This is a genomic window from Alteromonas sp. G4i13 (assembly GCF_054960505.1).
Genome location: NZ_JBHNYX010000029.1, coordinates 51268 through 65172, shown reverse-complemented (window position 1 = coordinate 65172; position 13905 = coordinate 51268). Strand labels below are relative to the sequence as shown.

9 protein-coding genes are annotated in these 13905 nt (G+C 44.9%); 8 read left to right on the top strand and 1 reads right to left on the bottom strand.

The features are described 5' to 3' along the window. Positions 1–159 precede the first annotated feature (159 nt). From ACFI6J_RS14570 to rpsO, 8 genes are all read left to right on the top strand, one after another. Positions 160–3495, top strand: a complete 3336-nt coding sequence (locus ACFI6J_RS14570; RefSeq protein WP_348671028.1) for an MHYT domain-containing protein — start codon at positions 160–162, stop codon at positions 3493–3495. Between the two features lie 14 nt (positions 3496–3509). Then, on the top strand, positions 3510–4511 hold the full coding sequence (locus tag ACFI6J_RS14565; protein ID WP_321825383.1) for a two-component system response regulator: 1002 nt from the start codon (positions 3510–3512) through the stop codon (positions 4509–4511). A 377-nt stretch (positions 4512–4888) separates the two neighbouring features. Continuing rightward, positions 4889–5347, top strand: a complete 459-nt coding sequence (gene rimP, locus ACFI6J_RS14560) for a ribosome maturation factor RimP (RefSeq protein ID WP_348671027.1) — start codon at positions 4889–4891, stop codon at positions 5345–5347. A gap of 45 nt (positions 5348–5392) precedes the next feature. Then, positions 5393–6889: a transcription termination factor NusA gene (nusA, locus tag ACFI6J_RS14555; RefSeq protein WP_014949255.1), complete on the top strand. Its 1497-nt coding sequence runs from the start codon at positions 5393–5395 to the stop codon at positions 6887–6889. 24 nt (positions 6890–6913) lie between these two features. Beyond that, positions 6914–9520: a translation initiation factor IF-2 gene (gene infB, locus ACFI6J_RS14550; RefSeq protein WP_348671026.1), complete on the top strand. Its 2607-nt coding sequence runs from the start codon at positions 6914–6916 to the stop codon at positions 9518–9520. A 114-nt stretch (positions 9521–9634) separates the two neighbouring features. Continuing rightward, positions 9635–10036 carry a 30S ribosome-binding factor RbfA gene (gene rbfA, locus ACFI6J_RS14545; RefSeq protein WP_014949257.1) on the top strand — a complete coding sequence of 134 codons (402 nt, stop codon included), beginning with the start codon at positions 9635–9637 and terminating at the stop codon, positions 10034–10036. Then, a complete protein-coding gene (truB, locus tag ACFI6J_RS14540; protein ID WP_348671025.1) occupies positions 10037–11011 on the top strand; it encodes a tRNA pseudouridine(55) synthase TruB in 975 nt (324 codons plus the stop codon). A 120-nt stretch (positions 11012–11131) separates the two neighbouring features. Next, entirely contained in the window at positions 11132–11401 is a 270-nt protein-coding gene (gene rpsO / locus ACFI6J_RS14535) for a 30S ribosomal protein S15 (RefSeq protein WP_012518257.1), read from the top strand. A gap of 121 nt (positions 11402–11522) precedes the next feature. Here the strand turns inward: rpsO and ACFI6J_RS14530 are convergent, their stop codons facing one another. After that, a complete protein-coding gene (locus ACFI6J_RS14530; RefSeq protein ID WP_348670957.1) occupies positions 11523–13880 on the bottom strand; it encodes a diguanylate cyclase domain-containing protein in 2358 nt (785 codons plus the stop codon). Positions 13881–13905 lie beyond the last annotated feature (25 nt).

Genomic DNA, 13905 nt, shown 5'->3' with positions numbered 1-13905 from the left:
AGCTTTTGCTGGGTTTTTTCTTTTTATACGGCAAAACATAATAGCGTTCCTTGATTCACACGATAATTTTGAATTAATTACTACACTGTGTAAATGAGTGTGCTAAGTTAACCTCACGCCACCATTGAAAATTAAACTAATAGGTAGTATGGCCGCGTTATGATATCCCGTTTTTTTACTTTTGAAGAACACGCCACCTTAATAGAAGGTGCTTATCATTTTCCTTTGGTTATTCTATCGCTTATGGTGGCCGTATTTGCCTCATTTATGGCGTTTAATGTGGCAGGGCAAGCCGCGATCACCGAAGACAAACTTCGACGAAATACCTTATTAGCCACCGGCAGCGTTGCTTTAGGCGGTGGTATTTGGTCTATGCATTTCTTGGGGATGACCGCTTTTGATTTATGTCTGCCCGTTGACTATGATCCTCTGCTTACCGGGCTCTCTGCCGTTCCCGGGATTGCCGCTGCTTGGGTGGCGCTTCACCTTTTAACTAAGTCCCGTATTAGCCTCGCTGAAATAATATTAGGTGGTGTACTGGTAGGTGCTGGTATTGGCACTATGCACTACAGTGGTATGGCCGCTATGGAAATGGCACCGCTTCTTCGTTACGACCTTGGTATGTTTGCCCTTTCTATTGTGGTAGCTGTGTGTTTAGCCATGCTGTCGCTGTGGATTAAATTCGGCATTACAGCTGCTACGAAAAGTAAAAAGCTGTTAGGAAAACATGTATTACTTGCAAGTATCGTCATGGGACTGGCTATTTCTGGTATGCACTATACGGGGATGGCGGCAGCAAGATTCGTATTGCCACCAGGAATGGAAACATCGGGTCAGTCTTCAGATATTGCTGTTTTTCTAGCAATTTCGATTGCTATCGTTACGTTAATATTAATTACCATGGTATTGGGCATTAGCCTTCTGTTTAAATATCGCGATGTAATGGTACGCGCCATTGAAAGTGAGCGAATTCAAAGTGCTATTACCGATACCGCCGTCGACGCCATTCTGACGGTAGATGATAAAGGCATTATCAAAACCGCTAACCCCTCTGTTGAGCGTATCTATGGCTATACCCAGCAAGAAATAATCGGTATGCACGCATCTGAGATAATAACTCCTGAAAAACGCCATTTATTCGGTGATGACTTCTTCAGTCAGCGAGTAGTGCCAACTGTGCAAATTATTGGCACAGGAAGAGAAGTAGAAGTGCTTCGCAAAGATGGTGAGCGTATACCAGTGCGCCTAGGTGTCGGCTACACAAAAATTGATGGGAAACCCGTTTTTGTCTCTTTCGCTTCTGATTTACGCAAACGCAAGGAAATGGAAGATGCACTGCGTGAGAGCGAAGCTAAGTTTAGAAGCCTTATCTCTAACATTCCTGGTATGGCTTATCGCTGTTTAAATATGCCAGGGTGGCCCATGGTATTTATTAGTGATGCTGTAATAGAAGTAACCGGATACCCGCCTGAAGATTTTACCTTGCCCAACCCGAAGCGCTCTTTCACCGATCTTTACCATCCTGATGATGTTGAACGCCTTTCGTCTATTAGTCCTGAGTTGGGCGAATTCTCATATGAATATAGAATTGTCGCGAAATCTGGCGAGGTGAAGTGGGTTATCGAGCATGGAGTGCAGGTTAAGGACGATGATGGCATGGTGCTCTATGTAGACGGCTTCATATCTGACATAACACATCGGAAAGTGATGGAAAATGAATTAAAAGCGGCAAAGGAAAAAGCAGAGCAAGCTGCCGCTGCGCGTACCGCATTTCTTGCTAATATGAGTCATGAAATCCGTACGCCTATGAATGCAATAATAGGTTTTAGCGACCTCATGTTAGGAGAAGCCTTACGCGAAGAGCAAAAATCTCACTTAACCACGATAAACCGTTCCGCACGTTCATTGCTGCATCTTCTTAACGACATACTTGATAGCGCGAAGTTGGATAAAGGTAAGCTTGATTTAGATTATCGCGATTTCCTTATTCGCGAAGAGTTGGATTTGGTTATTTCAACATTTTGGTTAGAAGCCAAACGCAAAAAAGTTGGACTTGTACTTAATGTCGATGATTCGGTAGCTAACGGATATAGAGGTGTACCGGAGCGAATGCGACAGGTACTTAACAATCTGATAGGCAACGCCGTTAAATTTACTCACGAGGGTGAAGTGACTATCAATGTCAAAAGTGATGAAAAGTTTGTGTATTTTGACGTGACAGATACCGGCATTGGTATGACGCAAGAGCAAGTAGAAAGGGTATTCGACCCGTTCTCTCAAGCAGATGCATCGATGAGTCGAAAGTACGGCGGCACGGGGCTGGGAACAACTATTTCCAAGCAGTTAGTTGAATTGATGGGCGGTAATATTTGTGCAACTAGCGAAAAAGGTAAAGGAACGACCTTTACTTTCAGACTTCCGCTAGAAGTTGTAGAAATTGATGATTATGTTTCTAGTGAGCTCTCCTCGAAAGCTGAACGTATTGAAACCTCATTAACCGTACTGGTTGTTGACGATGTGCAGCAAAACCTTGAGCTGCTTTCGTTGCTGCTAAAACGCGCTGGCCACAGTGTAGAAACGGCAACAGATGGACAGATTGCATTAGATAAAATGCGCGCTAAGTCGTTTGACGTGGTACTGATGGATTTACAGATGCCTAAGTTAGATGGCCTAGAGGCAGCCAAACAGCGTCGAGAGTTTGAAAAAGAGAATAGCTTACCACCTACGCCCATTATTGCGCTGACTGCTAGCGTGTTAGTACAGGACAAACATGCCGCGCAGCAGGCGGGAATGGAAGGGTTCGCCAACAAGCCCGTCGATTTCCCTCAATTGATGGACGAGATTGCTCGCGTGCTTAACATAGATACGCTTCAGGTCGACTCGGTACCAGACACATTAGAAGTAAATGCTCCAGCATCTGCGCTTAAAGTTGATAAAAACGTGTTGGATTTGAAGAAGGCCATCGATTTATGGGGGAGTGAAGAGGCCGTCCTACAAGAGGTGGATAAATTCTCTACTACGTGCAGGGATAAAGTCGACGACTTAATGGGGGCGGCAATTCGTGAAGACTATAAAGCGGTTGCCACACTTTCACACGGTTTAAAAGGTACATCGGGTAATCTTTGCTTAACCACCTTCTATCATACGACCAGGGAAATTGAAGCTCAGGCTCTAAAATCAGAGGTGAATATTGAAGACGTTAACCGTCTTCGTGATGCCTTAGATAAAATCGAGTTGATGCTTAGCGAATCGCCACTGTATGCCGAAAATGCCATTAATGAAAGTATCGATAATGCATTGCTGCTGAGTCATTTGGAGGCTATGCTCGATAGTGTAGAGCAAAACATGGTAGATGAAGATGAATTGTCATTTCTACGCGAAGTTGGGTGTTCTAGTCACAAAGAACAGATAACTCAAATTCTCTTAGATATCGATGATTTTGAGTTCGAGTTGGCGCATGAGCGCATCTCTACATTGATACAAGAATTAAAGTAGCCAAGAGACGCGGCATGTTAAACATTGAAATCACAAAACCTACTTTATTACTCGTTGACGATGAGCCAGTAAACCTAAGGGTTTTAAAGCAACTTCTCGCTAATGATTATCAGCTTATTTTTGCGAGAAATGGCGAAGAAGCGTTAAAGCTCACTGAGACTAGACAGCCAAATTTGATATTGCTTGACGTTATGATGCCAGGACTGACGGGTTTTGAAGTATGCCGCCAGCTTAAACAGCAAGCAGATACAAGGCACATTCCCGTTATATTCGTCACCGCCTTAAATGATGAACACGAAGAAACGGAAGGCTTCGAAGCGGGCGCTGTGGACTACATTACTAAGCCTATATCTCCGGCCACCGTAAAAGCGCGGGTTAAAACCCACCTCAGTTTGGTGCAAGCTGACGAGCTACTTGATAGCCGTTTACAAGTTGTACAGCGTTTAGGTAGAGCGGCGGAATATAAAGACAATGAGACGGGCATGCATGTCATGCGCATGAGTCATTATTCGAAAGAGCTTGCACTTGCCTATGGACTTACAGATAAACAGGCTGAAATTCTGCTTCATGCTGCACCGATGCACGACATCGGCAAAATTGGTATTGCTGATAGTATAATGTTGAAACCAGGGAAGCTGACAGACGAAGAGTTTGCCACCATGAAAAACCACCCTGAGATTGGTGCGGAAATCATTGGTGATTGCGGCGATTCTTTGTTGTTGAAAGTTGCAAAGTCTGTTTCGCTTACCCACCATGAAAAATGGGACGGGTCAGGCTATCCTAAAGGGCTTGCGGGTGAAGATATTCCCATTGAGGGGCGTATTTGCGCCATTGCTGATGTGTTCGATGCCTTAACCAGCAAACGTCCTTATAAAGACGCCTGGAGTATTGAAAAAACGGTCGATTTTCTTCAAAGCCAAAAGGGAAAGCATTTCGAACCCAGACTTGTTGATTTGATGATAGAAATTATGCCTAAAATTCTTGATATTAAAGCGACATTTAAAGACGAAGACTAAGTCTGCTGGACTAAACCGCAATTAAAGTACTTTCATGCTGGCCGAATTTTGCACAGAAAAGATCGACACCCTCCAGTGTCTGCGCCTATTGGCTGTTGCTTAATGCGACGGCTATACGTATAATGTGTTCATTAAGTGATGAGAGCGGGCTCCCTCAGTACAGGAAAGTAACGCACTTATCATTAGCAAGCTATCACCTAACGGTGGTTTTACCCATAGGTTTGCAACTGCCCTTGTTGGCAGGTATGGGTTCAGAATTTTAATAAAAGCCCCGCTAGTCCGGGGCTTTTTGTTGTATTAAAACCTGGAGTCAGCCTCGCTGAGCCGGGTGATGACAGGTGGGCTTTAGGCCCTTTTTTCGTTTTTGGAGGTTTGCATTGGCAAAACTTGAAGAGAAACTAACCGAAATGCTAGAGCCAGGTGTTGAAGCACTGGGTTTTGAGCTGGTTGGGATCGAGTTTGTACGAGCGGGGAAGCATTCTATTCTTCGCGTTTTTATTGATCATGAAAACGGTATTACCGTTGATGATTGTGCAGATGTAAGTCATCAGGTTAGCGCAATTTTGGACGTTGAAGATCCAATTAGCACTGAATACAACTTGGAAGTGTCATCACCGGGTATGGACAGACCGCTTTTCAAAGAGAAGCACTATATCGAGTCTGTGGGTGAAGTGGTTCAAATTCGTTTGTCTATGCCAATGGATGACAGACGTAATTTTAAAGGCAAAGTACTCACGTGCGAAAATGGCATCGTAAGTATTGAAGTGGATGGCCAGCAGTTCCAGTTAGCTGTGGCGAATATCGAAAAAGGTAACGTTGTTCCCACGTTCGATTAACGGAACAGCTCTGCTTTCATCGACGAAAGCAAAAGAGAGGCGAAAATGAATAAAGAAATTTTGTTAGTGGCGGAAGCCGTTTCAAATGAAAAACAAGTGCCTAGAGAGAAAATTTTTGAAGCGCTAGAGTTTGCGATCGCTAGTGCAACAAAAAAGAAAAACGAAGGCGAAATTGAAGTTCGTGTAAGCATCGACAGAACGTCTGGTGACTTTGATACATTCCGTCGCTGGTTGGTTATCCCTGATGATCAAGAACAGGAAAACCCATTTGCTGAAATTACGATTTCTGCTGCACAAATCGACGAACCAGAGATACAACTCGGCGATTATGTGGAAGAACAGATTGAATCTATTAAATTCGACCGCATAACTACGCAGACCGCAAAGCAAGTGATTGTACAAAAAGTACGTGAAGCTGAGCGTCAGCAGATGATTGCTGAGTACGAAGACAAGGTAGGTGAGCTGGTTACAGGTACGGTTAAGAAAGTAAACCGCGACAACATCATCATCGACTTAGGTAACAACGCTGAAGGTGTTATCTACCGCGATGACATGCTTCCTCGTGAAACTTTCCGTCCGGGCGACCGTGTACGTGGCCTTCTTTACGTTATTCGTCCAGAAGCACGCGGCGCACAGCTATTTATTAGCCGTACGCACCCAGACATGCTAGTTGAGCTTTTCCGTCTGGAAGTACCAGAAATTGCGGAAGAGACACTAGAAATTAAATCTGCAGCGCGTGACCCAGGTTCTCGTGCAAAGATTGCGGTTAAAACTAATGACAAACGCTTAGACCCGGTTGGTGCGTGCGTTGGTATGCGTGGTTCACGTGTACAAGCCGTTTCAGGGGAACTTGGCGGTGAACGTGTTGATATCGTGTTATGGGACGAAAACCCAGCGCAATTCGTTATCAATGCTATGGCTCCCGCCGAAGTGGCGTCAATCGTTGTTGATGAAGACAGCAACAGCATGGACGTAGCGGTTGAAGCAGACAACCTAGCACAGGCAATTGGCCGTAGTGGTCAAAACGTTCGCCTAGCTAGCCAGCTTACAGGCTGGGAACTTAACGTGATGACGGTTGAAGATCTCAACAAGAAGCACGAAGAAGAAAACGCGAAGGTACTTGATCTATTTACTGCTGGTTTGGACATTGACGAAGAATTCGCGTCTGTCTTGGTAGATGAAGGCTTTACAACGTTAGAAGAAGTGGCATACGTGCCTGCAAGTGAGCTTCTAGCGGTTGAAGGGTTAGATGAAGAAATGGTTGAAGAGCTGCGCAACAGAGCGCGCGCTTTCCTAACCACGCGTGCACTGGCGAACGAAGAATCGCTTGAAGGTGCAGAGCCTACAGAAGCCTTATTAAATCTTGAAGGTATGAGTAAACACGTGGCCTATGTGTTGGCCAGCCGCGGTGTTACTGACCTGGAAGAATTAGCAGAACAAGGTACCGATGATATCAGTGATATCGATGAACTAGACGAAGAGAAAGCCGGTGCGTTAATCATGGCGGCTCGTAATATCGTATGGTTCAGTGAAGAAGAGTAAGGTCAACAGGGGGAAAATTACGTAATGGCAGATGTATCTATTGAAAAGCTCGCCAGCGACATTGGTACGACCGTTGACCGATTGGTTGGCCAGTTTAAAGACGCGGGTATCACTAAGAATGCCGGCGATCAGGTAAACGAAGACGAGAAACAAAAACTATTGGATCATTTAAGTAAGCAACACGGCAGCGCAGCTGAACCGACACGTATGACACTTAAGCGTAAGACAACTAGCACGCTAAGTGTTGGTAAGTCTAAAGAAGTGAAAGTAGAAGTACGTAAAAAGCGCACTTACGTTAAGCGTAGCGATGTTGAAGAACAGCAGCGTCAAGCGGAAGAAGAGGCGAAGCGTCTTGAAGAAGAAGCTCGTCTGAAGCGCGAAGCGGAAGAAAAAGCAGCAGCTGAAGCGAAAAAAGCCGCTGAAGAGAAAGCACGTAAAGCTGAAGAAGCTAAGAAAGCTGCTGAAGAAGAGCGTGCTCGTCGCGCAGAACAAGCGAAAAAAGAAGCTGAAGCACGTAAGGCCGACGAACCTGAGCTAACTGAAGCTGAAAAAGCGGAAGCTGAAGCGGCTCGTCAGGAAGAAGAACGTCTGCGCAAAGCGCAAGAAGAAGAAGCGCAGAAGAAGCTTGAAGAAGACGCGAAGAAAGCGGCTGATGAAGCGCGCAAACTTGCTGAAGAGAACGAGCGTCGCTGGAAGGAAGAAGAAGAGCGTCGTAAGAAAGAAGAAGCTGAAGAAGTTCACTTGCACTCTAACCGTTATGCTCAAGAAGCTGAAGACGAAGAAGACATGCAGGTTGAGCGTTCATCGCGCCGTCGTCGTAAGTCGAAGAAAAATGCGGGTGAGCATCTTAAGCAAGGCTTTAACAAGCCAGCTGCACCTGTAGAGCGTGTAGTTAAGCTTGGCGCAACCATCACAGTTGGCGAACTTGCAAGTAAACTTGCAATTAAGTCTAACGAAGTTATCAAAACGATGATGAAGATGGGCGAAATGGCAACCATTAACCAAGTACTAGACCAAGATACAGCGGTACTAGTAATTGAAGAAATGGGTCATAAGTACGAGCTTGTTAACGACAACGCACTTGAAGATGAGTTGTTGGCAGATGGCACTGGCGGTGAAAAAACCACACGTGCACCTGTTGTAACTATCATGGGTCACGTTGACCACGGTAAAACGTCATTGCTTGACTACATTCGTCGCGCGAAAGTTGCAGACGGTGAGGCCGGTGGTATTACCCAGCACATTGGTGCATATAAAGTAGAAACAGAAAATGGCGAAATCACGTTCCTAGATACACCTGGACACGCCGCATTTACCGCAATGCGTGCTCGTGGTGCTACGGCGACGGATATCGTTATTCTTGTTGTTGCTGCAGATGACGGCGTAATGCCTCAAACGAAAGAAGCGGTACAGCACGCTCGCGCTGCTGGCGTACCTCTTATCGTTGCAGTGAACAAAATGGATAAAGAAACAGCTGACCCTGATCGCGTTAAAACTGAGCTATCTCAACTAGAAGTTATCTCAGAAGAGTGGGGCGGTGAGCACCAGTTCTGTAACGTTTCTGCGAAAACAGGTATGGGCGTAGACGAACTGCTTGAAGCTATCGTTCTACAAGCTGAAGTTCTAGACCTTAAAGCAGTAGCTGAAGGCCCAGGTCGCGGTATTGTTATTGAATCTCGCCTTGATAAAGGCCGTGGTCCAGTAGCATCTGTATTGGTTCAAGAAGGCCAATTACGCGCTGGTGACATTCTACTTTGTGGTGAAGAGTACGGCCGTGTTCGTGCAATGCGCGATGAAAACGGTAATGAAATTAAAGTTGCAGGCCCTTCTACACCTGTAGAAGTACTTGGTCTGTCTGGTGTTCCGGTAGCGGGTGAAGACGCAGCCGTTGTTAAAGACGAGCGTAAAGCGCGTGAAGTAGCAGCTAAGCGTCATCAGAAGAAACGTGAACTTAAACTTGCTCGTCAGCAAAAAGCGAAACTTGAAAACATGTTTGCGAACATGGAATCAGGTGACGTTAGCGAACTTAACATCGTACTTAAAGCTGACGTACAGGGTTCTGTAGAAGCAATTTCTGAATCACTTGTTAAGCTTTCTACTTCTGAAGTAAAAGTGAATATTGTAGGTAGTGGTGTAGGTGGTATCACTGAGACTGACGCAACCCTTGCGGCTGCATCTGGCGCTATCGTACTAGGCTTTAACGTTCGTGCCGATGCAACAGCGCGTCGCGTACTAGAAGCTGAAGAAATTGATTTACGTTACTACAGCGTTATCTATAACCTAATTGACGAAGTGAAAGCGGCCATGAGCGGTATGCTTGCACCGGAATTCAAGCAGGAAATCATTGGTCTTGCAGAAGTACGTGACGTATTTAAGTCACCGAAACTGGGCGCAATTGCGGGTTGTATGGTTACTGAAGGTAATGTTAAGCGTAGCAACCCAATCCGTGTACTTCGCGACAACGTAGTAATTTACGAAGGTGAACTAGAATCACTGCGTCGCTTTAAAGACGACGTTCAAGAAGTACGTAACGGTATGGAATGTGGTATCGGCGTTAAGAACTACAACGACGTGAAAGTAGGCGACCAAATCGAGGTCTTCGAAATCGTTGAGGTTCAGCGCGAAATTTAATTGCCTTAGTTAATTCGGCATGTGAAAAACGGGGGCCGAGTGCTCCCGTTTTTGTCTGTATACAGTAAACAGGCTTCACGCATGCCCTGCGTTAAATAAGGAAAGGAGAGTATAATGGCCCGTGAATTTTCACGTACCGACAGAGTTGCTCAGCAAGTTCATAAAGAAGTGGCGAGCATTCTGCAAAATGAATACAAGCACCGCGTTGGCGACATGCCTTTGATCACGGTTTCTGACGTAGATGTATCGCGCGACTTAGCGCATGCAAAGATCTTTGTGACTATCTACAACAGCACCGAAGAAGAAGGTAAAGCGCAAATAAAACAACTGGCAGAATACAAAAAGTTTATTCGCAGTATTCTAGCTAAACGTATTCGCATGCGCTCAGTGCCTGATCTTCACTTCTTTGAAGATAAGTCGATTGTTGAAGGTATGCGTATCTCTAATCTTGTGTCTCAGACCATCGCAAAAGATGAGTCAAAGCGCGATAAAGATGATCCACAAGAGCAGGAGTAAATGGCAAGACGTCGTAAAGGCCGTGAGATTAACGGCATAGTATTGCTTGATAAACCGCTTGGTGGGTCATCTAACCAACTGCTTCAAAAAGTGCGCTGGCTGTACAAAGCTGCGAAGGCTGGGCATACAGGCGCACTTGATCCACTTGCCAGTGGCATGTTGCCCCTTTGCTTGGGGGAAGCTACGAAGTTTTCTCAGTTTCTTCTGGATGCAGAAAAGACCTACGAGGTAACTGCTCAACTAGGTGTTCGCACCACCACGTCTGACTCCGATGGCGAAGTGGTTGAAGAAAAGCCTGTTGATGTAAGCGAAGAACAAGTACGTGATGCGTGCTTGGCGTTTCTAGGTAAGAGTAAACAAATCCCGTCCATGTTTTCAGCGCTTAAACATCAAGGTAAGCCACTTTATCACTATGCACGTCAAGGTATAGAGATTGAGCGTGAACCTCGTGATATTGAAGTGTATGAATTAGATGTACTGCGTATTGAACTGCCGTTTGTAGAAATGCGCATTAAATGCAGCAAGGGCACTTATATTCGCTCTATCGTAGATGATTTAGGTCAGAACCTTGGCTGTGGCGCCTACGTGACTCGCTTACACCGTACGGAAGTAGCAGACTATCCCACAGATAAAATGGTCTCGCTTGATAAGTTAATTGAAATTCAGAAATCACTGGAAGACAGTGACTTTGAAGCGCTGGATGACTTATTAATTCCTATGGATACCGCCGTAAGTCGGTTGCCATTTGTGACCATTAACGATGCTGAAAGAAACCGTTTTGATAACGGTCAATCTGTAAAAGGGATTTGTAGCGAAGCGCTGGGTGAAGGCGTGTCTTACCGCGTTTACCATGGCGACGATACCAGTGGTATTTTCTTAGGCGTAGGGGAAGGGGTTCTTGACCCGAAAGACCAAGGTATCCCTAAACAAGAAGTGTTTGTTAACCCAAAACGTCGAGTTGTTTATCCATTGTAGCTGCGCCGGTAAATAAAGACGGTTTATGGCTTGCTAAGTCTGTAAACGTCATTATAATACGGCGCTCATTCCGCTTTGCTGAATTAGTGATCGGCGAAGCATTAATATTAGGAGAATGATATGTCACTAACTAAAGCAGAAACCGCAAAAATCATTGCTGAGTACGGCGTTAAAGAAGGCGACACTGGTTCACCAGAAGTTCAAGTTGCTTTGCTTACTCACAACATCAACAAGCTTCAAGGTCACTTTGCTGATCACAAGAAAGATCACCACTCACGTCGTGGTCTTCTACGTATGGTTAGCCAACGTCGTAAGCTTCTAGACTACCTTAAAGGCAAGAACGCAGAGCGTTACCTTGACCTTATCAAGCGTCTAGGTCTACGTCGATAAGACTAGGTTTCAAGAAAAGCGCCCAATGGGCGCTTTTTTTTTGCAAAAATGTACAGCAAAGTGCAATACGCCCTAGTACATGTATGAAGCCGGCCAATTAACCTTGTGTTTGTACTACGCGTTAGTTCGACGGTATGTTTTGCTTTTTATCTTCAAACATCCGCTCATCTGCAATGTAAATTAACTCTTCTAGCGTCTTGCCTTCTTCTGGATAGCTCGCGTGACCTATGCTAACGCCAACGCTGAACGCGCCTTGTGTGGTAGTAATAGGCTGTGTAAGCTTTTTAGCAAGTCGGGCTTTAAGTGTCTCTACATTGTATTCAGTGCTTAGCTCGGTGATTACTACGATAAACTCATCACCACCAACCCGTGATGCAATATCGTACGCGCGACACATGGATTGAAGCCTTTGTGCAAGCTCAACAAGAACTTCGTCACCGATTGTATGGCCGTATTCGTCATTAATGGGCTTAAATCGATTGAGATCCAGATAAAGTAGCGTACACACCTTATTGTTTCTCTCTAATCGAGGAAGCTCATTTCGCATATAGGTAGATAGGGCAAGCCTATTAGCTAAACCTGTTAGCGTATCGCTATTTGCCAGTTTTCTAATTTTCTGTTCTGCTTCGACTTGCTCGGTGATATCAACATTAATTCCAAACATCTTGTTGCCTTCAATGCGACCATAACCGCTAACATGACGGTATTTGTCGCCAGCGGCTTTCACTCTAAAAATTGCGTGAAATCCTGAGCTATCTTTTATTGATTGCTCTATCTTTTGCTTCACATTGGCAATATCGTCATCGTGAACTGTGTATTCCCAGTCACTAAATTGACCACTAAAACCAGCTTTGGAGACATTGTAGATTTTATGCATCCACTCATCCCAAATGAGCTCGTTAGTAGCGATGTCCCACTCCCATACACCTATGTGAGCTGCGTCAGCGGCCATAGACATGCGGCGGTTTAACGTTTTAAGCGTCTGTTGAGCTTCCCGCCATTTTGTTACGTCTTCAGACAGTGCCAATATGTATTGAGGGGTGCCATAGTTGTCATCAATGACAATCTTTTTGGTCTCAAAAAAGCGCGTCACACCACCTATATTGAGTTTGAATTCGTTAACGATTTGCTTTTCAGAACTTGAAAGTAATTGCTTATCGTCAGATATAAATTTCTTGGCCTCCGCCTCGTCGAATATATCAAAGTCAGATAGCCCCACGAGTGACGCTTTGTCGGTGCCCAATATTTTACTTCCTGCATCATTTACATGGGTAATCGAAAGGCTGTCGGCACGCTTTACAATCAACATATTGGGCAGTGCGTCAAACACCGTTTGTGCAAAAACTTCTTGGTTCTTGACGTCAGACAAATCTTTTACCGTACACACATATGAAATATGGTTTCCCGGCAGCAAATTAATGCGAAGTGTCAAAGGAAAAACCTTTCCGCTTTTCCGAATACCGTCCAAAGTTAAAGGCACGTTGTGCGCTGCGCTATTCTTTGCCGCTTTTTTTAATCCTATCAGGAGTGGCTCATGGGCATGCTCAGAAGGGCTCACAAGCTCGCGTATGTGAATGGTCTGAGGAGAAAAACTGTCTAAACCAAACATGCTTAACGCGACAGGGTTGGCAAATTCAACCATGCCGGCACTGTCGAAGGTCAATACGCCTTCTTGTACTGTATTTAACACCGCGTTATAGCGCTCTAGCAGTAACGTACGTGCTCGCAGCTCAATAAAAATAAGAATAGTAAACGCGAAAAGCATCACCATTAGCATGACCAAATAAGCGAGGTTTTTGGTTTCCGGCTCTTGTAGTATTTGCGTGGAGGGCAGTGCATATACGTGCATAGACAGCATACCGGTGTAATGCATACCGGATATAGCACTGCCCATTATAATGGCGGGAACAATTTGTTTAAGTATTCGCAGTTGCGACGTGGTGACATATTCATGGGTTTTTAAAGCAATACCTGCTAGACCGACGGCAACCACAATAGACAAAGAGAAGTACCAGCCATCGTACGCCATAATGGCATTCATCTGCATTGCCATCATGCCGATGTAGTGCATGCTGCCAATGCCAAGCCCCATATATAAACTTCGAAGCAAAAGCGAGTTAGCTTTATGTGGCAGTTTACTCATCACAACAATACTCGCAAGAATCGCCGGTAACACAGATAGTAGGGTTATGAAAGGGTCGTACGAAACCTCAAGAGGGAGCTGATAGGCAAGCATCCCAACAAAATGCATCGCCCAAATGCCAAAACCAAGAAAGCACGCTGATGCCAGCGACCAAAATGCTCGCTCATTTTGTAACTCTGTTTGCGACATCTTCGCAGAAAGAACGAAAGAGATAAGGGAAGCAGATATTGCAATAACAACAGAAGCCACCACGAAAAATACATCGTAGTTAGCCAATATTTCAGCACTAGGGGGAAAATCCTTTACCGAAAAAAAATGATAATGTCCGTTTTTCAAAGTCTTAAATTGTCTTATCAATAAA

Excerpts from the sequence above, each read along its gene's own strand:
- truB (WP_348671025.1), top strand. The coding sequence starts at position 10,037 with ATGGCAAGACGTCGTAAAGGCCGTGAGATTAACGGCATAGTATTGCTT.
- rbfA (WP_014949257.1), top strand. The coding sequence starts at position 9,635 with ATGGCCCGTGAATTTTCACGTACCGACAGAGTTGCTCAGCAAGTTCAT.
- rpsO (WP_012518257.1), top strand. The coding sequence starts at position 11,132 with ATGTCACTAACTAAAGCAGAAACCGCAAAAATCATTGCTGAGTACGGC.
- ACFI6J_RS14570 (WP_348671028.1), top strand. The coding sequence starts at position 160 with ATGATATCCCGTTTTTTTACTTTTGAAGAACACGCCACCTTAATAGAA.
- nusA (WP_014949255.1), top strand. The coding sequence starts at position 5,393 with ATGAATAAAGAAATTTTGTTAGTGGCGGAAGCCGTTTCAAATGAAAAA.
- ACFI6J_RS14565 (WP_321825383.1), top strand. The coding sequence starts at position 3,510 with ATGTTAAACATTGAAATCACAAAACCTACTTTATTACTCGTTGACGAT.
- infB (WP_348671026.1), top strand. The coding sequence starts at position 6,914 with ATGGCAGATGTATCTATTGAAAAGCTCGCCAGCGACATTGGTACGACC.